Genomic DNA, 22,166 nt, shown 5'->3' with positions numbered 1-22,166 from the left:
TCCGCGGGCCCAGTCGATAAGGAGAACGAGCGTGCCGATCATTGTCGGACAGGACACCGCGGGCGCCCGCCGCGAGCTGAGCATCGACGGTCAGACCATCGCCTACTACTCCATCCCCGCCGCCACCGAGGCGGGGCTCGGCGATTTCTCCAAGCTCCCCGCCGCCCTGAAGGTGGTGCTCGAGAACATGCTGCGCTTCGAAGACGGCAAGACCGTCTCCGTGGACGATATCAAGGCCTTCGCCGAATGGGCGGAGAAGGGCGGCCAGAACCCGCGCGAGATCGCCTATCGCCCGGCCCGCGTGCTGATGCAGGACTTCACCGGGGTTCCGGCGGTCGTGGATCTCGCGGCCATGCGCGACGGCATCGTCGCCCTGGGCGGCGACCCGGACCAGATCAACCCGCTGAACCCGGTGGACCTCGTGATCGACCACTCGGTCATGATCGACGAGTTCGGCAACCCGCGCGCGTTCCAGATGAACGTCGACCGGGAATATGAGCGGAACATCGAGCGCTACACCTTCCTCAAATGGGGTCAGAAGGCGTTCAACAACTTCCGCGTGGTGCCGCCGGGCACCGGCATCTGCCACCAGGTGAACCTGGAATACCTCGCCCAGACGGTGTGGACCGACACCGACCAGAAGGGGATCGAGGTCGCCTATCCCGACACGCTGGTGGGCACCGATTCCCACACCACCATGGTCAACGGCCTGGCCGTGCTGGGCTGGGGCGTGGGCGGCATCGAGGCCGAGGCCGCGATGCTCGGCCAGCCGGTGTCGATGCTGATCCCCGAGGTCGTCGGCTTCAAGCTGACCGGCTCGATGATGGAAGGCACCACCGCCACCGACCTGGTGCTGAAGGTCGTGCAGATGCTGCGCGAAAAGGGCGTGGTCTCGAAGTTCGTGGAATTCTACGGCGACGGGCTCGACCGCCTGCCGCTGGCCGACCGGGCGACCATCGCCAACATGGCCCCCGAATACGGCGCCACCTGCGGCTTCTTCCCGATCGACGACGAGACCCTGCGCTACCTGCGCACCACGGGCCGCGACGAGGCCCGGATCAAGCTGGTCGAGGCCTACGCCAAGGAGAACGGCTTCTGGCGCGGCCCGGACTACGATCCGGTCTACACCGACACCCTGCATCTCGACATGGGCGAGATCGTGCCCGCCATCTCCGGCCCCAAGCGCCCGCAGGACTACGTCACGCTGGACAAGGCGGCGGGCGAGTTCATGAAGGTCGTGGGCGAGTATCGCGGCGTCGACATGTCCGAGCGCGCCGCCGACATGGCGGCCGAGGGCCCGGCCCCCGTCGCCGGCGGCGACCCGCGCAAGTCGGTGAAGGTCGACGGCCAGGATTACGAGCTGCGCGACGGCTCGGTGGTCATCGCCTCGATCACCTCCTGCACCAACACCTCGAACCCCTATGTGATGATCGGGGCCGGGCTGGTGGCGCGCAAGGCGCGCGCGCTGGGTCTGACCCGCAAGCCCTGGGTCAAGACCTCGCTGGCGCCGGGCAGCCAGGTGGTGTCCCAGTATCTTGAGGCCGCGGAGCTTCAGGAGGACCTGGACGCCATCGGCTTCAACCTGGTCGGCTACGGCTGCACCACCTGCATCGGCAACTCCGGCCCGATCGCGCCGGAGCTGTCCAAGGCGGTGGCGGACGGCGATCTGATCGCCACCTCGGTGCTGTCGGGCAACCGCAACTTCGAGGGCCGGATTTCTCCGGACGTGCGCGCCAACTACCTGGCCTCGCCGCCGCTGGTGGTGGCCTACGCGCTGGCCGGCGACCTCAACATCAACCTGACCACGGACCCGATCGGTCAGGGCAAGGACGGGCAGGACGTCTATCTCAAGGACATCTGGCCGACCACGCAGGAGATCGCCGAGCTGGTCGAGAAGACCGTGACCCGCGAGGCGTTCCAGTCGAAATACGCCGACGTGTTCAAGGGCGACGAGAAGTGGCAGGCGGTCGCCACCACCGACTCCAAGACCTATGACTGGCCGGCGCAGTCGACCTATGTGCAGAACCCGCCCTATTTCCAGGGCATGTCCAAGACGCCGGGCGTGATCACCGACATCGTCGACGCCAAGGTGCTGGCGGTGCTGGGCGACATGGTCACCACCGACCACATCTCGCCCGCCGGGTCGTTCAAGGAAACCACCCCCGCCGGCCAGTATCTGGTGGAGCGTCAGGTGCCGGTGCGGGAGTTCAACTCCTACGGTTCGCGCCGCGGCAACCATGAAGTGATGATGCGCGGCACCTTCGCCAACATCCGCATCAAGAACGAGATGCTGGACGGGGTCGAGGGCGGCTACACCAAGGGCCCCGACGGCGGCGAGACCTCGATCTTCGACGCCGCCATGGCCTACCAGGCCGAGGGCAAGCCGCTGGTGATCTTCGGCGGCGAGCAGTACGGGGCGGGGTCGTCCCGCGACTGGGCGGCCAAGGGCACGGCGCTGCTGGGGGTCAAGGCGGTGATCGCCGAGAACTTCGAGCGCATCCACCGCTCCAACCTGGTGGGCATGGGCGTGATCCCGTTCGAGTTCACCGGCGGCCAGACCCGCAAGTCGCTGGGCCTCACCGGCGAGGAGACGGTGAGCATCCGCGGGCTCGAGGGCGACCTGAAGCCGCTGTCGATCGTGAAGGCCGAGATCACCCGGCCCGACGGCGCGGTGGAGACGATCGACCTCAAGTGCCGGATCGATACCGAGGTGGAGATCGAATACGTCGAGAACGGCGGCGTGCTGCACTACGTGCTGCGCAACCTCGCCAAGGCCGCTTGACCGGCGCGCATCGACGCCTGACGTGACTGGAAGGGCCGCCCCCCGGGGGCGGCCCTTTCGCGTTGCGATGGGCCGGCCGGGGGGGGAGGCCGGCCGGCCCATCGCGTCCGCCCGTGCCGGGCGGCCGCATCCGGCCCGCCCTGCCTCCCCCGAGTCCGCGCCTTTCACGGGACGCGCGTGGTGGTCGGAGGCGGCGACGCGGGCGCCGTTAGCGTGGCCTTTACCCCGACGGTCCATCTATCGCGCGGCCGCCGCCTGACCGGCGGCGCGAGATGCATGGAACCCGCGATGACGCCGACGCGACCCGATCCCCGCGCGCCCGATCCCGCCCCCGAGACAGCCCCCGAGCCCGGTATCGTCCGGGCCGGACGGGAACGGGCGGGACGGGAACCGGCGGGGCGGGGGCGCGGCGCGCTGGCCGCGCTGGTGGTGGTGGTCGCGCTGGCCGGGCCGCTGGCCGCCCTGGCCGGGCTCGCGGCGGACCCCGCCGGGACAGGGGCGGCGCGCGCCCCGGTGCTGGTGGTGGCGCCGCCCTGGCGCGACCTCGACGCCATCGCGGACGCGGCCGGCGGTCGGATCGTGGGGCCGGTCCAGGCCCCCTTCGCCGCCTTCGCCGCCGGCGGCGACGCCGATTTCACCGAACGTCTTCTGACCTCCGGCGCCTGGTTCGTGCTGGACGCGGGACGACTCGCCCAACTTTGCGGAGCGGCTGCATGAACACCATCGCCTCATTCCTCGCCGGCGCGGAAACGGGGGAGACCGACTCGCTCGCGCTCGCCCAGAAGCGCGCCACGCGCGGCCTCGCCTGGTACGCCTGGGCCCATGCGCCGGTCATGGGCGCGGTGGCGATGATGGTCGGCGGGCCGGCGATATGGGTCGCCGGCCTGTCGCTGCTCGTCTCGGCGGTGATGGAGGCGACGCTGCGCGGCGCCCCCAACATCGCGCGGGCCGGGGTCGCGGTGGCGCTGGTCGGGCAGGCGGCGCTGTTCACCGTGGCCTTCACCGGCCACGCCTGGCAGGTCGACACCCACATGTATTTCTTCGCGGTGCTGGCCGCGCTGGCCGCCATGGTCGATGTCGGCGCTGTCCTGGCCGGCGCCGGGGCCATCGCCGTGCATCACCTGTCGCTGAATTTCGCTTTCCCGACTATGCTTTACCCCGGGGGCTCGGATCTTGGCCGCACCCTGTTCCACGCCTGGATCGTGGTGCTGGAGACCGGGGTCCTGGTGGCCGCGGTCAGCGACCGCCGGGCGCTGGACCTCGCGGCGCGGCAGGAGCGGGGGAAGGCGCAGGAGGAAGCGCGCCGCGCCCAGGCCGCCGAGGCCCATGCCCGCGAAGCCGAAGCCGCCGACGCCCGCCGACGGGAACAGATGATGACGAGGCTCGAGACCGTATTCGGCGAGACCGTGCGCCAGGGCCTGGCCGGGGACTTCTCCCGCCGGATCGAGGAACGTTTCGAGGAACCTGCGATGCAGAGCCTCGCCGACGGCCTCAACAGCCTGTTCGACCGGGTGGGAGAGGTCTTCGACGACCTCGACAGCCATCTCGGCGCCCTGGCCGGCGGCGACCTGACCCACGAATCGCGCCGGGCGCGGGAGGGTCGGTTCGAAACCGCGCGCACCAGCCTCAACCTCACCTCCCGGTCGTTGGCCGACATGGCCCGCGGGATCTCGGAGGCGGTGAGCCAGGCCGACGGCGCGGTCGAGGACATTTCGGGGAGCGCGGGCGCCGTGGCCCGTCAGGCCGAGGGCCAGGCCGCCTCGCTGGAGGAGACCGCCGCGACGATGGAGGAGATCTCGTCCACCGTCGCCTCCTCGGCCGAGCGGCTGACCGAGGCCGAGCGCCTCGCCGCCGACATCACCCGCCGCACCGAAACCGGCGAAACCGCGGCGCGGGAGGCCGTGGATGCGGTGGAGCGGATCGAGAACAGCTCCTCGCGGATCTCGGACATCATCTCGGTGATCGACTCGATCGCCTTCCAGACCAACCTTCTGGCGCTCAACGCGGCGGTGGAGGCGGCGCGCGCCGGCGAAGCCGGCAAGGGCTTCGCCGTGGTGGCGGCGGAGGTGCGCACCCTCGCCCAGCGATCCTCGGAGGCGGCCAAGGACATCACCGCCCTGATCCAGGAGAGCACGGGGCACGTCTCCGACGGCGTGAAGCTGGTGCAGCGCACGGGCGAATCGCTTGGCCAGATCACCGAGGGCATCGACTCGCTGGCCCGGGCCATCGCCGACGCCGCCTCCGCGGGACGGGAGCAGTCGCAGGGTCTGTCAGAGGTCAATCACGCGGTCACCCAGCTCGACGCGGCGACCCAGGAGAATGCCGCGACCGCGGAGCGCGCCGCCACCGCGGTCGGCCGCCTTCGGGACAACATGGCCGAGCTCAGCTCGCATGTCGGCCGCTTCGTGATCGACCAGGCCCGCCGCAACCGCGCCGCCTGAGGCGCGCCGGTCGCGCGTCGCGCCGGGCGCCCCCGCCGATGCGGGGGCGCCCGGCGGCATGATCGGCGCCCGGCGCCCGCGGCCCGCGCCTCGGCTGACCAAAATACAGGCGACGTGCCCGCGCAGGCGTCGCAAACCGCGCCGAGGCAGGGAAATCCGCGATCCCGCGCAGAAATCAATGGAACCTCCACGCCTATCCGCCAAACTGGCCTCACCGCCGGCGCCGGGACCGTGCCGAAACGCACGCCGCCGACCGCGCGCAACCCTGCTGAAGGAGACGCCATAGAGGAGCACGCGCATGACCCCGGTCGATCCCGACTTCCGTCGCCAGCTCGAAGGCTGGTCGCTGGCCACCGCCGAAATCACCTACCGCCTTCCCGACGCCCGCTCGATCCTGCAGACCTATCTCTGGCAGGACTACGACCTGGCCCCGGAATTCCCCAAGCTCAGGGACTTCCTGGATTTCTGGAGCCGTGAGCTGGAAGGCCCGCTGCATTCCGTCCGGGTTTGCCATTCCAGGCTGCTCGGCGCCCGGGAAGTGAACTGCCGCACGCACGAGGTCATGCTGCATTGACGCCGACGCCCCGCGCCCGGGCGACGGTCCGGCGCGGGGACCCGCCGCGCGAACCTGCGGGCCCCCCGAAGCCGCGCCCCGAAACCGCGTCCTGAAACCGCGTCCTGAAACGGGGCCGCATGAACCGACGTCGCCGCGCCGCGCGGGCGCCACGGCGCCACCGGCGGGCGGGTCGTCGCGCGGCTCCCTCCCCGGCCGGCCGGGTCATCGCTCTCGGGCTCTCTCGCAGGCTTGACTCGCAGGCCGCCGGCGCCCCCGCTAGGGTTCTGCCACCCAACGGAGGCGCATGATGATTTCCAGCCTGATCAACCGCGTGACCCGCCTCGGCCGTCGCCCCGCGCCCCGCGCCCGGCCCGGCCCGACGCGGCTGCCGCGCCGCGCCGCCGCCGCGACGGCCGTGGCGCTGGGGCTCGCCGCCGTTCCCGCCGGAGCGGAGCCGCCGGCGCCGCTGACCGTGGTCGAGTTGTTCACGTCCCAGGGATGCTCCTCCTGCCCGCCGGCGGACGCCTTCCTCGCCGAACTCGCGGCCCGCCCGGACATCCTCGCCCTGTCGCTGCATGTGGATTACTGGGACTATCTCGGCTGGCAGGACGTCTACGCCATGCCGGCCTTCACCCGCCGCCAGGTCGCCTATGGCGAGGCCGCGGGCGCCCGCTCGGTCTACACGCCGCAGATGGTGGTGCAGGGCCGCGCCCGCCTGGTCGGCAGCCATCGCGACGAGGCCATCGCCGCCATCCGCGCCATAGCGGACGAGCCCCGCGCCGCCGCCATCACCCTGACCCTGCATGAGGATGCGCTGGAAGTCCGGGTCACGCCGCTGGCCGATCCCGCCCCCGCCGGCGTGCTCTGGTTCGTGCCCTTCCACAGCCCCGAGCCGCTGCTGATCGACCGAGGCGAGAACGCCGGGCAGGAGATCGCCTATCGCAACGTGGCGCGCAGCTGGATGAAGCTCGGCAAATGGGACGGGCGGGACGAGGCGGTGTTCTCGGCCCCCGTCCCCTCGGATTCGCCGGGACATGACGCGTCGGGCGCCGGGGTCGCGGTGATCCTGCAGGAAAGCGGCATCGGGCCCGTGATCGCCGCGGCGCGGCTGGAATACTGAGCGGGGCGGCGCTCAGCCGCCCTGGGGGCCCGTCTTCCCAGCCGCGACCTTCCCAGCCGCCGCCTTCTCGGCCTCGGCCCGCGCGGCGCGCACCTGCTCGCCCCGGGCGCGCCGCTTCCAGCGACCATGCAGCCACAGCCACTGGTCGGGATCCGCTTCGACCCAGGCGCCGATGCGGTCGTTGACCCGCGCCATCATGGTCTCGGGGTCGGAGGGCGGGATCTCGTCTTCGAAGCGCACGTCGAAGGTCAGCCCGTCCTCGGCCCGCCGGGCCCGCGCCGGGATCAGCGCCGCGCCGTAGCGCAGAGCCAGTTCCGCCGCCACCGTCGCGGTCTCCGCCTCGCGCCCCAGGAAGGGCAGCAGCGGCGCGCCGGTCTGGCGCTGGTCGACCAGGATCATCACCATGCCGCCGCGCCCCAGGTGACGCAGCAGATCCCGCGTCCCGTGCATCCCCTTGGGGATCACCGGCCCGCCGGCATGATGCAGCAGGCTGTTGATCCATTTGTCGAAATGCGGGTTGTTGTAGGGTCGATAGACCATCGCGCAGTCGCGCCCCGTGGCCGCGCGGGCGGCCAGGCGCACCGCCTCCCATTGTCCGAAATGGGCGGAGACGAGGATCGCCCCCCGCCCCGCCGCCTGAGCCTCGGCCAGCGGATCCGCGCCCTCGTGGCGCAGCCGGGAGGGGTCGGCGGCGATGCGGTCCAGCGTGCCGTATTCCAGCATGGCCCGGGAGAAATGACGCCCCACGCCCGCCGCCAGGCGCCGCCTTTCGTCCGCGGGCATGTCCGGACGCACCAGGTCCAGGTTGCGCTCGATCCGTTTGCGCAGGAAACCCAGCCGCGGCAGCAGAAAGCCCCCGCCCGCGGCCAGCATGTCCGAGGCCCGGCGGGGCGGCAGGCGGGTCATCACCGCGCCCAGCACCCGCAGCGCCCCGATCTCGATCCGGTCCTGCACGCGCCGAGGCCAGCTGCGGACCCGCGCCGCGGGCTGCTTCGCCTTCGCGCCCGCCTTCGGCTTCGCCGCCCTGTCCGCCATCACGCGATCTCCCGCGCCCGCTGACGCTCTCGCCACCACACATAAAGGCCGGCGCCGACGATCACCGCCGCCCCGACCCAGGTCCAGACATCGGGGAACTCGCCGAAGACCACCAGCCCCCACATCGCCGCCCAGACCAGCCCGGTATAGTTGAACGGCGCCGCGACCGAGGCCGGCGTGTGCCGCAGGGCCAGCGTCATCAGGATATGCCCGATCCCGCCGAGCACGCCGAAGACGCTCATCACCGCCGCATCCGCCCAGGACGGGGTCGACCAGTAGAAGGGCACGAGCAGCGAGGCCAGCGCCGCGCCGATCAGCGCGGTGTAGAGGAACGAGGTCCAGTGGCTTTCGCGCGGCCCCATCAACCGGGTCAGGATGGCGTAGCCCGCGAAGCAGAAGGCCCCGAGGATCGGCAGCAGCGAAGCCGTCTGGAACACGTCCGTCCCCGGCCGGATGATGATCAGCGCGCCAGCGAGCCCGATCCCCACCCCCGCCCATCGGCGCGGGCCGACCTTCTCGCCCAGCACGAAATAGGCGAGCACGGTGATGATCAGCGGGCAGACCTCGAACACCGCCACGGCCTCGGCCAGCTGCATGTGCTGGATGGCGTAGAAGAAGGACAGGCTGGTTCCGAAGGGCATCAGCGCGCGCACCACCTGCAGGCCGGGCTGCGAGGTGCGCAGCATGGTCCGCAGCCAGGGCGCCATGATCACCACCGCCCAGAACCCCTGCGAGGCGTAGCGGGCCCAGACCACCATCAGCGGCTCGTGCCGTTCCAGCAGCAGCTTGCCGACCACGTCCATGGAGCAGAAGCAGAACACCGACAATACGTAGAGCCCGATGCCGTAGATTTCGCGGCTGCGGAAACCCTCGCCCGAGCCGGGCGAGGGCGTGGTCGGCTCTGCAGGGCAGGTCATTCCGCGGCGGCGACGGGGGCCGGATCGGGCAGGCGCGGGACCGCGACGCCGATCATGCAGTCGCGGGTGACGAGGGCGGCGAGCGCCTCCTCGGACCAGCCCTCGGTCCCCTCGGGGCGGGCGGGCAGGACCAGGTAGCGCATGTCGGCGGTGGAGTCGTGGACCCGGACGGTGACGTCCTCCGCCAGGTCCAACCCGAATTCGCCGAGCACCCGGCGCGGCTCGATCACCACGCGGGACCGGTAGGCGCGCTGCTTGTACCAGTCCGGCGGCGGGCCGAGCAGGAAGCGCGGGTAGCAGGAGCAGAGCGTGCAGACCACGACATTGTGGGTCTGCGCGTCGTTCTCCACCACCAGCAGGTGCATGGCCTCGATATCGGCGCCCAGCTCCTGCGCGGCGGCGCGGCCGTCGGCGATCAGCCGGGCCTTGTAGTCCGGGTCGGTCCAGGCGCGGGCGACGACGGCGGCGCCCATGGCCGGCGTTCGGGCCTGCATCCGGGCGATGGCGGCGGCGATCTCGTCGGCGGTCACCAGGCCTTTTTCGATCATCAGCTCGCGCACCGCGATCTCCAGCGCCTGGGCGCGGGTCAGCGGGCCGTCCTGATCGGCGCGGTAGGGATGGCCGGAGGGGCTGAGCGCGCCGGGCGCGTGGTCGTGCCCGTGATCATGGTCGTGGTGGTCATGGGGCATGGTCGTCACCCTCCGCGATGGGTTCGAGCCAGTGCTCGTAGATCTCGGCGTCGATGGTGTCGTCTGGGCGCTCGGCCTCGTCGCCCCAGATCTCGGCCATGGTGAAGCGGATGCGGTAGAGCGGGACCGGCTCGGCCGGCAGGCCGTAGGCGAGCTGCTCGGGGTTCTTGTAGGCCCCCAGGCGCCGCTCGACGATCCCGGTCTTGCCGCGCAGATACCAGGGCGCGCGGGCGTGCAGGCCCTTGGTCCCCCAGGCGCGGACGCGCATGCGTTGCGGGGGGGGGCGTTCAGCCATCGCCGGCCTCGGGGCCCGACCCGGCTTCCGGCGCGGTCAGCGAGCATTCGCCATAGGTCTCGCCGCGGGCGCGGACCTCTTCCAGCTTGGCGGCGAGTTCCGCGGTGGAATAAAGCCCGGATTCGATGAGATTGCGGTTCACCGATTCGATCCAGCGTTCGTAGTAGCTGTGCGTCTCGAAGAATTCGGGGCCCATGTCCTCCAGCACCCGGCGCAGGCCGTCGACGGTGAACTTGCCCTTGGTGGTGGCGAGCGTCAGGAGCGCGTCCACACGCCGTTCCCACAGCGCGTAGTCGTGTTCTTCGGGGACCACGGGGCCGGCGGGAAGGCCGCCCATGTCATGCCAGGATCTTTCGGTCATGGGAGGACGCTACGCCGGCCGCGGCGCGGCGCCAAGCCGGTTGAGGCGCGAAACCGCCCCGGGCAGCCAGAACCGTGCCGCCAGAACCCCGCCGGCCTGATCCCGCCGCCCTGATCCCGGTCAGCGCGGAAAGGCGAGGATCAGGTTGTTGGCCGGCATCTCGACGCGCCGCGGGGCGCCGAAGCCGTGGTCGGAGGCCAGCGCCGCCACGTCCTCGAGGTTGCGCACGCCCCATGCGGGGTCGCGGCCGCGCAGCATCTCGTCGAAATCGCGGTTGGAGCGCACGGCCTCGCCCTTCTCATAGAAGGGACCGTAGAGAATCAGCCGTCCGCCCGCCCCCAGCGCGGCGGCGGCGCCGGCGACCAGCCCCTCGGCCACCGACCAGGGGGCGATATGGATGACGTTGGCGCAGAACACCGCGCGCAGCGGGCCGTGGGTGAGCCGCGCGGCGGCGGCCCAGTCGGCGCCCGAGCCCGCGTCGGCGTTCACGGTCAGCGGAGCGGCGAGGTTCTCCGGCCCTTCCGCCACGCGCCAGGCCTCGATCGAGGCGACATGCAGCGGGTCGGGGTCGGTGGGGATCCAGGTCAGCCGGGGCAGGGCGCGGGCGCAGGCGAGCGCGTGCTGGCCGGTGCCGGCGCCGATTTCCATAACCGGGCCGCGTTCGTCGGCCAGAAGACGGGCGAGCGCGGCGGCGATGTCGGCGGAATTCCGCGAGGCCGCGGGCGCGGTCAGGCGGGCGTCGCCCGCGCCGCCATCCGGTCCGGAGACCGGTTCGGCGTAGCGCGGGCGGCTGTCGGCGGGGTCATGCGCCATGGTTCGGAAGGCCGGTCAGGCCTTGGGCCCGATCACCATGATCATCTGACGGCCTTCCATCTTGGGCATGGATTCGACCTTGCCCAGTTCGACGGTGTCGGTCGCGATGCGCTCAAGCACCTCGCGGCCGAGTTCCTGGTGCGCCATTTCGCGGCCGCGGAAGCGCAGGGTCACCTTGACCTTGTCGCCATCCTCAAGGAAGCGGGTGACGTTGCGCATCTTCACTTCGTAATCATGGATGTCGATGTTCGGGCGGAACTTGACCTCCTTGATCTCGATGACGCGCTGCTTCTTCTTCGCCTCGTTGGCCTTCTTCTGCTGTTCATACTTGAACTTGCCGAAGTCCATGATCTTGCACACGGGCGGCGCGGCGTTCGGCGAGATCTCGACGAGATCGAGCCCGACCTCTTCGGCCATGCGAATGGCGTCGCGTGGATCGACCACGCCGCGGTTCTCCCCCTCATGGTCGATGAGGCGGATCTCCGGAACGCGGATCTTGTCGTTCACTCGGGGGCCGGTGTCGCGGGTGGGCGGCGCCTGATGCGGTCTGCGGGCTATGGTTTTCTCGTCCTTTGTAACCTAAGCGCGAAAAGCGCGCCGTCCCGAACGGGAGGCTCGCTTGACAGGCATCATACGCTTCGTGGCGGATTCGGCAAGATGCCGCAGGGGGAGATGCGCTTCGAATGCGCGGTGTCCCATGCGCCCCCGCCCGGTCCGGCCCGGCGGAGGCGCATCGACGTCGCGGCCGGGGCGTCGCCCGGCTCGGGTCAGAGCGCGGGGGGCGCCATGACCTCGATCTCGCCCTCGACCACCAGCGGCGAGGCGGTTTTGGCCTGAAGCTCCTCGACCGTGATGCCTTCGGCGATGGCTTTCAGGTGGAAGCGCCCCTCGACCACGTGGATGACCGCGAGATCGGTGTAGACCCGGGTCACGCAGCCGATGCCGGTCAGCGGATAGGTGCAGGCGTCCATCAGCTTGGCCTCGCCGGCCCGGGTGGTGTGGTCGGTGATGCACCACACCTGCCGCGCGCCGGAGACCAGGTCCATGGCCCCGCCGACCGCCGGAATGCCCTCGTTCCCCGCGCGCCAGTTGGCGAGATCGCCGTTGGGCGCGATCTGGAAGGCCCCGAGGATGGCGAGGTCGATATGCCCGCCCCGGATCATCGCGAAGCTGTCGGCATGATGGAAGATCGAGGCGCCGGGCAGCAGGCCGATTGCTTTCTTGCCGGCGTTGACCAGATCCCAGTCCTCCTCGCCCTTGGGCGGGCCCTCGCCGAAGCCCAGCACGCCGTTCTCGGTGTGATAGGTGACCTGGCGGCCGTCGGGGACATAGAGCGCGGCGAGCTCGGGCATGCCGATCCCGAGATTCACATAAGAGCCGTCGGGGATGTCCTGGGCGGCGCGCCAGGCCATCTGGGCGCGGGTCAGGCCGATCTTCTTCGGCTTGGCGGTTGCGGCGGCGTCGGCTGCGGGGGTCATGGGTAGCGCGCTCCCTGTTCGAACAGCACCTGTTCCTGCACGGCGTCGGGGGTGTGGACGATTCGGCCGGTGAAGATGCCGGGGGTGACCACGGTCTCGGGGTCGATGGCGCCGGGCTCGACCAGCTCCACGGTCTGCACCACGGCGCATTTGGCGGCCATGCACATGATCGGCGCGAAGTTCCGGGCCGACTTGGAATAGGTCAGGTTGCCCATGCGGTCGGCGCGCAGGCATTTGACCAGGGCGTAGTCGCCGGTGATGGCGTGTTCCATCACGTAGTCGCGGCCGTCGAACGCGCGGATCTCCTTGCCCTCGGCCAGCGGGGTCCCGACGGAGGTGCGGGTGTAGAAGGCCGGCACCCCGGCGCCGCCGGCGCGGATGCGCTCGGCCAGCGTGCCCTGGGGGACGGTCTCCAGCTCGATGCGGCCGGCCTGGTATTCCTCGGTGAAGGCATGGGCGGAGGCCGCGCGGGGGAAGGAGCAGATGATCTTGGCCACCCGCCGCTCGCGGATCAGGGCGGCGAGGCCGACGTCGCCGTTGCCGGCGTTGTTGTTGACGATGGTCAGGTCGCGGGCGCCCTGGTCGATGAGGGCGTGGATCAGCTCCACCGGGTTGCCGGCGCCTCCGAAGCCGCCGATGAGCACGGTGGCGCCGTCGGGGATGTCGGCGAGCGCGTCCTGCGCCGAGAGCACGGGCTTGAGCACGCCCGTGGCTTTGGCGGATGGGGTGGTCACGTCTGGGCTCTCCTCGGTCGCGCCGCGCGGGCCGCGGCTGTCGGGCGGAATCTCGCGCAAAACGCGGGCGGGCGCCAGTGGGGGGGGCGGGGGAGCCGCGCGACGACCCGCCCGCGGGTCGGGGCCGGGCGCCCGCGCGGCGCGGCGGCCGTGGTCGCGGGCGGAACGGCCGCGGGCGGCGAGCGGCCGGGCGAAGCGGAGCCGGCGGTGGGCATCGGGACCGCAGCCGGGGCGCAGAGCCAGAGACCTGCAAGAAAGCCAGGGGCATGCAAGGCGGGCGAAAAAGCTGGGCGAGATTGGGAGCCCGCCGGGCCCGGCGGCGCTCGCCCCGCCCGCTCGCCGCCCGCGGCCCTGTGTCCGCATTCCCACCTGTGTCCGCATTCCCAACGGTCGCCGCGCCGCGCGGGCGGAGCCTCGCCGCCTGCGTCCGGGTTGACGCGCGGCTCCCTCGCCCCTGCGCGGGACCCGTCCCGCAGCGCGCCGGGCGGGGAAGGGATTCCCTTCCGGCCCGCGCCCGGCTAAGCCCCCTGCATGACCCTGCCCGCCTCCGCCCCTCCGCCCGCCGCCGGCCCCGCCTTCCTGGGCGTCGAGCGCTCCGCCCTCGGCCGCCGCTGGGTCGGACCTGCGCCGGAGGTCGAGCGGCTGGGCCTCGCCATCGCCCAGCGGCTGGGAGCGCCGGAAGTGGTGGGCCGGGTGCTCGCCGCCCGCGGCGTGGCGATCGAGGAGGCCGAGGCCTATCTCTCCCCCACCCTGCGCGATCTGATGCCCGACCCCTCCACCCTGCGCGACATGGACGCCGCCGCCGAGCGCCTGGTCGCCGCGGTGGAAAAGCGCGAGCGGGTGGCGCTGTTCGGCGACTATGACGTGGACGGCGCCGCCTCCACCGCCCTGCTGCTGCGCTGGCTGCGCGCGCAGGGGCTGGACGCCGAGGTGCATATCCCCGACCGCATCGCCGAGGGCTACGGTCCCAACATCCCCGCCATGACCCGGTTGGGCAAAGCGGCGGATCTGGTGATCTGCCTCGACTGCGGCACCCTCGCCCACGACCCCATCGCCGCGGCGCGGGCGATGGGCGCGGACGTCATGGTCGTCGATCACCACATGGGCGGGGACACGCTGCCCGACGCCATGGCCGTGGTGAACCCCAACCGCCAGGACGAGAGCGGGGCGCAGGGCGCGCTCTGCGCCGCCGGCGTCGCCTTCCTGCTGCTGGTCGCCGCCAACCGCCTGCTGCGCGCCCGCGGCCTGCCCGAGCCGGGGCTGATGGGGCTGCTCGACCTGGTGGCGCTGGCCACGGTGGCCGACGTGGCCCCGCTGACCGGGCTGAACCGGGCGCTGGTGCGTCAGGGTCTCACGGTCATGGCCCGCCGCGGCCGGCCCGGGCTGGTGGCGCTGGGCGACGTGGCGCGGCTGACCTCGGCCCCCTCCGCCTACCATCTCGGCTTCATGTTCGGCCCGCGGATCAACGCCGGCGGCCGGGTCGGGACGGCGGATCTCGGCGTCCGCCTGCTGGCCTGCGACGACCCCGAGGAGGCGGCGGCGCTGGCCGCCCGGCTCGACGCGCTCAACGGCGAGCGGCGGCAGGTGGAGGCCGACGTGCTCGCCTCCGCCATCGCCCAGGCCGAGAAACGCGGCGCCGACGGCCCGCTGGTCTGGGCCGCCGGCGAGGGCTGGCATCCGGGCGTCGTGGGCATCGTCGCCGCCCGCCTGAAGGAGCGTTTCGACCGCCCCGCCGTGGTGATCGCCCTGAACGGGGAGACGGGCTCCGGCTCCGCCCGGTCGGTCCCCGGCGTGGACCTGGGGGCCGATGTGGCGGCGCTGGCGCGCGAGGGGCTGATCCTCAAGGGCGGCGGGCACAAGATGGCGGCGGGCCTGACGGTCGCCCGCGAGGGCGTGGCGCCCGCCATGGCCCGCCTCGCCGAGCGCCTGTCCCGCCAGGGCGCCGGGACCGGCGGGCCCGAGGACCTGCGGATCGACGGCGCCGTCGCCCCCGGCGGGGCGACGCCGGAACTGTGCGAAATGCTCGACGCCGCCGGTCCCTGGGGCCAGTCCGCCCCCGCCCCGCGATTCGCGCTGGCCGGGGTGCGGGTGAGCCACGCGAAGCCGATGGGCGAGACCCATCTTCGCCTGACCCTGACCGGCGCCGGCGGGCGGGTGGACGCGGCCGCCTTCCGCGTGGCCGACAGCCCGCTCTGGCCGCTGCTCACCGCCTCGGCCGGGGCGCCCCTGCATGTGGCGGGACGGCTGGAGATCGACGACTGGGGCGGGCGCCGCCGTGTGCGCCTGCGAATCGAGGACGCCGCGGAGGCCCGCTGACCGCCGTCGCGCCGCCTTGACGCAACGTCGTCGCCCCTGATGTCGAAAAACCCGCGCGCGGACCGGCCCGCAAGGCTTGCCATCCCGGCCCGAGCCCATTAGTAACGCCCGCGATGCGCCCTTCGTCTAGCGGTTAGGACGCCGCCCTTTCACGGCGGTAACACGGGTTCGAGTCCCGTAGGGCGTACCACCCCCCCCCATTCCCCCAGGCGTCGCCTCCGGCTGCCGGAGATGACCGGCGCCGCCGTTCGCGGCGACGCGCGCCTTGCGGTCTCCTCCTGACGCGCCATCAAGCGGTCAGGCGGTCAGGCGGTCAGGCGGTCAGGCGGTCAGGCGGTCAGGCGGGGGGCGCGGCCTCGATCAGGCTGCGCAGGGTCAGGCTCAGCAGGGCCGGGGCGCGGGGCGCTTCGGGACCCAGCGCCAGCCCGTGCGCCATGGCGAAGACCGCTTCGGCCAGCGCCTCCGGCGGGGCGGGCGGGGTCTTGCCGGCGGCGGCGAAAAGCGCGGCGAAGGTCCGCCCGAAGGCGGCGCGCTGCTCGGCGGCCTGCGCCTCATAGGCTTCGGCGAAATTGGGGATCCGGCGGGCGTGAAGCTGAAGCTCCACCGCCAGCAGGGCCCAGTCCGCCTCCGCTTCGGCAGTCGCGGCCCAGGCCTCCAGCGCCGCCAGCGGGTCGCCGCCCGCGGCCTCCAGCGCCGCCTCGGCCATGGCCTTCTCCTCGGCCTTGCGGCGGGCCAGAAGGTCGAGGAACAGCGCCTCCTTCGACGCGAAATTGGAATAGACGGCGCCCTTTGAATAGCCCGCCTCCTCGGCGATCGCCTCGACCGAGGCGCCGGCATAGCCCGCCCGCGCGAAGACCCGGCCCGCGCTGTCGAGCAGGGCGGCGCGGGTGCGGGCGCGGGCCGCGTCGCGGGTCAGGCGGCGGGGCGGAGGGGCGGCGTCGGTCATTCGGGATACCTCTTGAATCCAGATACTACTCGGTATAATTTTGCGATCCAAGCGGTATGAAAATACTGACCGGTATCCAAGGCGGCCCGTGGGCGGGCAGGAGGCGACCATGCACGACCCTGCGGCCGAAACCCTGCCCGGCCCGCTTCCCGACGCGCCGGTCTTCGTGACCGGGGCCACCGGACTGCTGGGCGTCAACCTGGTGCGCGCCATGCTGGCGCGGGGGCTGCGCGTCCGGGCGCTGGCCCGCGATCCCGCCAAGGCCGCCCGGCTGCTGCCCGATCATCCGGGGCTGGATGTGGCGACGGGCGATGTGCAGGACGTCCCCGGCTTCGCCCCCGCGCTGGCGGGTTGCGGCGCCCTGATCCACGCCGCCGCCTATTTCCGCGACAGCTACAACGGCGGCTCGCATTGGGCGGCGTTGAAGCGGATCAACGTGGACGGCACGGCGGCGGTGCTGGAAGCGGCCTGGGGCGCCGGCATCCGGCGCGTGGTGCATGTCTCCTCCGTCGCCGTGCTGCGGGGCGCGCCGGGCCAGTTGATCGACGAGAGCATGGAGCGGGCGGAGGCCGACGCCGACGACTATTACCGCTCCAAGATCCTCGCGGATCGGGAGGTTTTCGCCTGGCTGGACCGGCGCCCCGACGCCCATGCGACCCTGGTGCTGCCGGGCTGGATGCACGGCCCCTACGATGCCGGGCCCACGGCGGGCGGGCGCTTCGCCATGGATTTCGCCGACGGGCGCATGCCCGCCACCCCGCCGGGCAGCTTCGCTTTCGTGGACGCCCGCGACGTGGCCGAGGCGATCCTGGCGGCGGCGGAAAAGGGGCGGCGGGGCGTGCGTTACCTTGCGGCCGGGCGGCACATGACCCTTCGGGAGATCGCCGGGGGCTACGCGGCGGTCACCGGGCGCAAGGTTCCGGGCCGGGCGCCGATGGCCGCGGTGCTGGCGCTGGCCGCGGCGCAGGAGGCCTGGGCGCGGATCTCCGGCAAGCCGGTGCTGCTGAGCCTCGCCTCCGCCCGCGCGCTGCGCGATGAGGCGGACCGCTCGCGCTACGACCACACCCGCTCGAAGGCCGAACTGGGCGTGCGTTTCCGGCCCGTCCGGCGGACCATGCGCGATGAGCTCGCCTGGCTGGCGGAGGCGGGGATGGTGAAGCCGCTGACGCTGACGCCGGAGGAGCCGGGAAAGGGGCCGGGGAAGGGGCGGGGGCCGAAGGCGCGTTGACGCGCCGGCCCGGCCCCCTCCCTCAGGCGTCGACGCGGGGCGTGGCCTGCGGCTCCTGCCGCGCCAACGGCAGGCTGACCCGGGCCAGCAATCCGCCGAGTTCCGAGTCCTCCAGCGTCAGCGCGCCCTCATAGGCCTCCACGATGTCGGCGCAGATGGCGAGGCCGAGGCCCGTGCCCGGCACCGCCTCGTCCAGCCGCCCGCCCTCGCGCAGCGCGGTCGGGCGGTTCTCGGGCGCGATGCCGGGGCCGTCATCCTCCACCACGATCTCGATCCGCCCGGGCAGACGCCGGGCCGAGACCCGCACCGACGTCCGCGCCCATTTGAAGGCGTTGTCGATGAGGTTGCCGGCCAGCTCCTCCAGGTCCTCGCCCTCCACCCGCGCCCGCAGCCCGGCGGGGGCGTCGAGGTCGAGGTCTATGACCTTCTCGTAATGCACCCGCTCCATCACCCGGCCGAGCCCGCCCAGCAGGGGGCTGACCTCGCAGGAGGCGCCGGGCGCGTTGGCGCCGGCCAGCCGCGCGCGCGCGGTGTAGCGCACCATCAGCGCGTCGATCCGGGCCAGCGCGTCGCGCATCTCGGGCTGGGGCGTCTCCAGCGTGTCGAGCTCGTTGCGGATGATCGCGGCCGGGGTCTTCAGCGCATGGGCCAGGTCCGCCGCCTGCCGCCGCGCCGCGCCGATGATCTTGGCGTTGCGCTCCAGCAGTTCGTTCAGGTCGGCCACCAGCGGTTCCAGATCGGGCGGATAGCGCCCCTCGATCCGCTCCGCCTCGCCCGACCGGTAATCCCAGAACGCCGCGCGCAGACCCACCAGCGGGCGCAGCACCATCCCGGTCATCGCGGTCGCGGCCAGCGACAGCGCGCCGCCCAGCCCGATCAGCGCCGCGAACAGCGAGCGGCGGAATTCCAGCTTGTCCCGCGACAGGCGCACCACCGCCTCCGCCGCGTAAACCCGCCACATGCCTTCGCCGTCCAGGCTGCGCACCACGCGCACCCGGGTCAGGATCAGGAACCCCTCCGGCGCCCGCGCGGTGAAGCTGGTCTCGCCCACCTGGAGATCGCGCAGGGGCAGGGCCTCCGTCCCCAGCGAGGGGGAGCGGACCAGCGCGCCGTCGGGCCGCTCGACCTGCCAGTAATATCCGGATCCGGGTTGAAGATAGCGGGGATTGGCCAGCCGTGTCTGGCTGGGAGCGGTCTCGAGCGATCCGGTGAGGATCAGGCTTTCAAGCTGGTCGAGCTGCGCGGAGAGATTGCGCGAGAAGGTGCGCTCGGCGATGCCGTCGAAGGCGCCCACAAGGAGCCATCCCGACACGCCGAGCGCGAACACGATCCAGAGAACGCCGCCGAGAACCGCGCGGGCGCGGAGCGACAGTCCTCCCAAACGTCAGCTTCCGTCGAACTGGTAGCCGCGACCGCGGATGGTCACGATGATCTTCTGGCCGAGCTTCTTGCGCAGGCGGCCGATGAACACCTCGATGGTGTTGCTGTCGCGCTCCGTGTCGTAGCCGTAGACATGCTCCGACAGCTCGGTCCGGCTGACCACGCGATCCTTGTTGAGGATCAGGTAGCCCAGCACGTTGGTCTCCTGCGCGGTGAGCTGCACCAGCTCGCCCTCTACGGTGACGCGGCCCGAGCGGGTGTCGAATTCCAGGCCGCCCTGCTTGAAGACGGGGTTCGGCTGGCCCGAGGAGCGCCGGATCAGGGCGCGCAGGCGGGCGAGCAGCTCGTCCATCTGGAAGGGTTTGGTGAGGTAGTCGTCGGCGCCCGAGTCGAGGCCCGCGACCTTGTCCCGCCAGGAATCCCGCGCGGTCAGCACCAGCACGGGGGCCTTGATCCCGCTCTCGCGCCAGTCGCGAAGCACGGCGTTGCCGTCCTTCTTGGGCAGCCCGAGATCAAGCACGATGGCGTCGTAGGGTTCGGTCGACCCGAGGAAGCTGCCTTCCTCGCCGTCCCGCGCCACGTCCACCACGCGGCCCTCTGATTCGAGGGCGCGCTGAACCTGACCGGCCAGCACCGCTTCGTCTTCAACTAGCAGAACACGCATATCATCCTCCGGCGTTACGCTCCGGCGCTCACGCAACTCACATTTAGAGTGAGTATCTGCAAGCTGAACGGATATTGCCAACAAAATCTCATGTCCGATCCAGAACGGCCGTTTGTCTCCGGATTGGACAAAGTATTAACCCAATCTGAACGAATTGGCAATCGAACTCCGAAACTGGAATATGTGAAGATAGCGATCTGTTTCCAGGCCAAAAGGAGGCCAAATCATGAACCTCGGCTGAATTCCGGAGGCCGGGGCGGCTGTTGCGATCTGCGGGCCAGATTGGCAATCGCCCAAAAAACAGACGCGGGTTTGCCGAAAAATCGGTCCAAGTCGCTTTGCCACTTGCCAATCCGCGCGAATATGGCACGATCACTGGACTTCGGGGTCCCCCCAATCCCGAGGAGAGGTTCCGGGCGGTCGCATCACCCCCAGCTTGTCTCGCGGTTGCAGCATAACGTCGCCGCTTGACTGGCACATCCCACACACACCCGCGAAAGCCCGGAACCTCGCACTCGGTTCCCGAGGGATCGTGCCCAATTGCGCCACAATTGAGGCGGGTTTGTGTCGCGCTGCAGCGTGTGAGTTTCGGCACATTCACCCGGGCTGCGACGAGATGCTCACCGCTGGCGGGCAGAATCGCCTGCGCTGATTCCCCCGCGTTCAAACTCCGAACGGTCCCGAGGCGCCTCCGCGCCGACTCTCCATGACCCGGTTCACCCGCAAGGCGGCGATGTCCGGAACATGAAACGGCGCCCCTCGGGGACGAGGGGCGCCGTTCCGGGTCGCCTGCCGGCGCGTCGATGCTGCGGAGAAACCCGGGTCAGCCGCGCCCGCCCGAGTCCCCCGAGTCGTCGTCCGACTCGTTTTCGGGCGACTCGTTTTCGGGCGACTCGTTCTCCGGCGGCTCGCGTCCCACGCCGCGGAACACGGCGCGGAAGGGCAGGGCCCAGATCACGCCGAGCCCCACATAGATCGCCAGCTCCAGCAGCATCGGCGGCCGGTCGAACAGGCTGGTGACATAGAGCGCGGCCACCACGAACAGCGGCAGCCAGACCAGCAGCAGCAGGACCGACAGCCGCCGACGCGCCTTCCAGCTCAGCCTCATCGGCCGGCGAACGGGTCGGCGACCAGGATCGTGTCGTCACGCTCCGGGCTGGTGGAGAGCAGGGCGACCGGGCAGCCGATCAGCTCCTCGACCCGGCGCACATACTTCACCGCCTCGGCCGGCAGATCCGCCCAGGTGCGGGCGCCGACGGTGGACTGCGACCAGCCGGGCAGCGTCTCGTAGACCGGCTTGCAGCGGCGCTGAAGCTCCGACGCGATGGGCAGGTGGTCGAGCATCTTCCCGTCCAGCTCGTAGCCGGTGCAGATCCGCAGCTCCTCGAACCCGTCCAGCACGTCGAGCTTGGTCAGCGCGATGCCGGTGACGCCCGAGGTCATGCAGGTCTGGCGCACCAGCACCGCATCGAACCAGCCGCAGCGCCGCTTGCGCCCGGTATTGGTGCCGAACTCATGCCCCCGCTCGCCCAGGCGCTGGCCGACGGCGTCGTCCAGCTCGGTCGGGAACGGGCCCTCGCCCACGCGGGTCGTGTAGGCCTTCACGATGCCCAGCACGAAATCCACCGCCGACGGGCCGAGACCCGAGCCGGTGGACGCCATGCCCGCCAGCGTGTTCGACGAGGTCACGTAGGGATAGGTGCCGAAATCGATGTCCAGCAGCGCGCCCTGGGCGCCCTCGAACAGGATGCGGTCGCCGGCGGCGCGGCGCTCGGCCAGCACCTTCCATACCGGCGCGGCGTAGGGCAGCACCTTGGGGGCCACCTCCAGCAGCGCCTCGGTCAGGGCGGCGCGGTCGATCTCGGGCAGGCCCAGCCCACGGCGCAACGCGTCGTGATGGGTCAGCAGCCGGTCCAGCCGGCTTTCCAGCGTCGCCCGGTCCGCAAGGTCCGCCACCCGGATCGCCCGGCGCCCGACCTTGTCCTCGTAGCACGGGCCGATGCCGCGCCCGGTGGTGCCGATCTTGGCGGCGGAATTCTGGGCCTCGCGGGCGCGGTCCAGCTCTCCGTGCACCGGCAGGATCAGCGGCGTGTTCTCCGCGACCATCAGGTTGTCGGTCGTGACCTCCACCCCCTGGCCGCGCAGCTTCTCGATCTCGGTCAGCAGCGCCCAGGGGTCGAGCACCACGCCGTTGCCGATCACGCTCAGCTTGCCCTTGCGCACGATGCCCGAGGGCAGCAGCGCAAGCTTGTAGACGACGCCGTCGATCACCAGCGTATGGCCGGCGTTATGCCCGCCCTGGAAGCGGACGATGACATCGGCGCGCTCCGACAGCCAGTCGACCAGCTTGCCCTTGCCTTCGTCGCCCCACTGGGCGCCGACCACCACTACGTTGGCCATGATGGCCCTCC

The 22,166-nt window shown here is 71.5% G+C and carries 21 protein-coding genes and 1 tRNA gene; 8 read left to right on the top strand and 14 right to left on the bottom strand.

All coding sequences use genetic code 11. From position 1 onward, the window contains the following. Positions 1-31 precede the first annotated feature (31 nt). The 5 genes from acnA to BLV24_RS08610 all read left to right on the top strand — a co-directional run bounded on the left by acnA (position 32) and on the right by BLV24_RS08610 (position 6,899). A complete protein-coding gene (acnA, locus tag BLV24_RS08630) occupies positions 32-2,782 on the top strand; it encodes an aconitate hydratase AcnA (RefSeq protein ID WP_092680750.1) in 2,751 nt (916 codons plus the stop codon). A 288-nt stretch (positions 2,783-3,070) separates the two neighbouring features. Further along, positions 3,071-3,499 (top strand): hypothetical protein, encoded by a 429-nt coding sequence (locus BLV24_RS08625; RefSeq protein ID WP_143040265.1) that lies wholly within the window; start codon positions 3,071-3,073, stop codon positions 3,497-3,499. Beyond that, positions 3,496-5,223 carry a methyl-accepting chemotaxis protein gene (locus tag BLV24_RS08620; protein WP_092680748.1) on the top strand — a complete coding sequence of 576 codons (1,728 nt, stop codon included), beginning with the start codon at positions 3,496-3,498 and terminating at the stop codon, positions 5,221-5,223. Before BLV24_RS08625 ends, BLV24_RS08620 begins: the two co-directional genes overlap by 4 nt. 298 nt (positions 5,224-5,521) lie before the next feature. Further along, positions 5,522-5,797 carry an usg protein gene (locus BLV24_RS08615; protein ID WP_092680747.1) on the top strand — a complete coding sequence of 92 codons (276 nt, stop codon included), beginning with the start codon at positions 5,522-5,524 and terminating at the stop codon, positions 5,795-5,797. 286 nt (positions 5,798-6,083) lie between these two features. Next, positions 6,084-6,899 carry a DUF1223 domain-containing protein gene (locus BLV24_RS08610; protein WP_092680746.1) on the top strand — a complete coding sequence of 272 codons (816 nt, stop codon included), beginning with the start codon at positions 6,084-6,086 and terminating at the stop codon, positions 6,897-6,899. 12 nt (positions 6,900-6,911) lie between these two features. Here the strand turns inward: BLV24_RS08610 and BLV24_RS08605 are convergent, their stop codons facing one another. The 9 genes from BLV24_RS08605 to BLV24_RS22225 form a co-directional block, all read right to left on the bottom strand. Continuing rightward, entirely contained in the window at positions 6,912-7,934 is a 1,023-nt protein-coding gene (locus BLV24_RS08605; protein WP_092680745.1) for a lysophospholipid acyltransferase family protein, read from the bottom strand. Beyond that, entirely contained in the window at positions 7,934-8,851 is a 918-nt protein-coding gene (locus BLV24_RS08600) for a DMT family transporter (RefSeq protein WP_092680744.1), read from the bottom strand. The genes BLV24_RS08605 and BLV24_RS08600 overlap by 1 nt, the downstream gene beginning before the upstream one ends. Beyond that, positions 8,848-9,540, bottom strand: coding sequence for a nitrile hydratase subunit alpha (nthA, locus tag BLV24_RS08595; protein ID WP_092680743.1), 693 nt, complete (start codon positions 9,538-9,540; stop codon positions 8,848-8,850). The genes BLV24_RS08600 and nthA overlap by 4 nt, the downstream gene beginning before the upstream one ends. Continuing rightward, the gene (locus BLV24_RS22815) at positions 9,530-9,835 is read right to left on the bottom strand and encodes an SH3-like domain-containing protein (protein WP_281242897.1); all 306 of its coding nucleotides are present in this window, start codon (positions 9,833-9,835) and stop codon (positions 9,530-9,532) included. Before BLV24_RS22815 ends, nthA begins: the two co-directional genes overlap by 11 nt. Then, positions 9,828-10,196, bottom strand: coding sequence for an SH3-like domain-containing protein (locus BLV24_RS22810; protein WP_281242896.1), 369 nt, complete (start codon positions 10,194-10,196; stop codon positions 9,828-9,830). Before BLV24_RS22810 ends, BLV24_RS22815 begins: the two co-directional genes overlap by 8 nt. A 120-nt stretch (positions 10,197-10,316) precedes the next feature. After that, complete coding sequence (locus BLV24_RS08580; protein WP_092680740.1) at positions 10,317-11,009, bottom strand: DUF938 domain-containing protein; 693 nt, start codon at positions 11,007-11,009, stop codon at positions 10,317-10,319. A 15-nt stretch (positions 11,010-11,024) separates the two neighbouring features. Next, positions 11,025-11,516, bottom strand: a complete 492-nt coding sequence (infC, locus tag BLV24_RS08575; RefSeq protein ID WP_245710464.1) for a translation initiation factor IF-3 — start codon at positions 11,514-11,516, stop codon at positions 11,025-11,027. A gap of 260 nt (positions 11,517-11,776) precedes the next feature. Beyond that, positions 11,777-12,487, bottom strand: coding sequence for a 3-oxoacid CoA-transferase subunit B (locus BLV24_RS08570; RefSeq protein ID WP_092680738.1), 711 nt, complete (start codon positions 12,485-12,487; stop codon positions 11,777-11,779). Next, positions 12,484-13,221 carry a 3-oxoacid CoA-transferase subunit A gene (locus BLV24_RS22225; RefSeq protein ID WP_245710463.1) on the bottom strand — a complete coding sequence of 246 codons (738 nt, stop codon included), beginning with the start codon at positions 13,219-13,221 and terminating at the stop codon, positions 12,484-12,486. The genes BLV24_RS08570 and BLV24_RS22225 overlap by 4 nt, the downstream gene beginning before the upstream one ends. Before the next feature lie 531 nt (positions 13,222-13,752). Here BLV24_RS22225 and recJ point away from each other — a divergent pair. Beyond that, positions 13,753-15,537: a single-stranded-DNA-specific exonuclease RecJ gene (recJ, locus tag BLV24_RS08560; RefSeq protein WP_092680737.1), complete on the top strand. Its 1,785-nt coding sequence runs from the start codon at positions 13,753-13,755 to the stop codon at positions 15,535-15,537. A gap of 115 nt (positions 15,538-15,652) precedes the next feature. Next, a tRNA-Glu gene (locus tag BLV24_RS08555) sits at positions 15,653-15,727 on the top strand. 147 nt (positions 15,728-15,874) lie between these two features. Here the strand turns inward: BLV24_RS08555 and BLV24_RS08550 are convergent. Beyond that, entirely contained in the window at positions 15,875-16,483 is a 609-nt protein-coding gene (locus BLV24_RS08550) for a TetR/AcrR family transcriptional regulator (protein WP_176954687.1), read from the bottom strand. A 109-nt stretch (positions 16,484-16,592) separates the two neighbouring features. Here BLV24_RS08550 and BLV24_RS08545 point away from each other — a divergent pair, with 109 nt between their 5' ends. Then, positions 16,593-17,711 (top strand): SDR family oxidoreductase, encoded by a 1,119-nt coding sequence (locus BLV24_RS08545; RefSeq protein WP_092680735.1) that lies wholly within the window; start codon positions 16,593-16,595, stop codon positions 17,709-17,711. A 22-nt stretch (positions 17,712-17,733) separates the two neighbouring features. Here the strand turns inward: BLV24_RS08545 and BLV24_RS08540 are convergent, their stop codons facing one another. The 4 genes from BLV24_RS08540 to BLV24_RS08525 all read right to left on the bottom strand — a co-directional run bounded on the left by BLV24_RS08540 (position 17,734) and on the right by BLV24_RS08525 (position 22,155). After that, positions 17,734-19,092: a sensor histidine kinase gene (locus BLV24_RS08540; RefSeq protein WP_092680734.1), complete on the bottom strand. Its 1,359-nt coding sequence runs from the start codon at positions 19,090-19,092 to the stop codon at positions 17,734-17,736. A 3-nt stretch (positions 19,093-19,095) separates the two neighbouring features. Next, complete coding sequence (locus BLV24_RS08535) at positions 19,096-19,755, bottom strand: response regulator transcription factor (RefSeq protein WP_092680733.1); 660 nt, start codon at positions 19,753-19,755, stop codon at positions 19,096-19,098. A gap of 823 nt (positions 19,756-20,578) precedes the next feature. After that, positions 20,579-20,863 carry a DUF2842 domain-containing protein gene (locus tag BLV24_RS08530; RefSeq protein ID WP_092680732.1) on the bottom strand — a complete coding sequence of 95 codons (285 nt, stop codon included), beginning with the start codon at positions 20,861-20,863 and terminating at the stop codon, positions 20,579-20,581. Further along, entirely contained in the window at positions 20,860-22,155 is a 1,296-nt protein-coding gene (locus BLV24_RS08525) for an adenylosuccinate synthase (RefSeq protein WP_092680731.1), read from the bottom strand. The genes BLV24_RS08530 and BLV24_RS08525 overlap by 4 nt, the downstream gene beginning before the upstream one ends. Positions 22,156-22,166 lie beyond the last annotated feature (11 nt).

The organism is Albimonas donghaensis, from assembly GCF_900106695.1.
GTDB classification, from domain to species: Bacteria; Pseudomonadota; Alphaproteobacteria; order Rhodobacterales; family Rhodobacteraceae; genus Albimonas; species Albimonas donghaensis.
The sequence above is the reverse complement of the archived record's forward strand: the minus strand, read 5'-3'. Positions and strand labels throughout refer to the sequence as shown.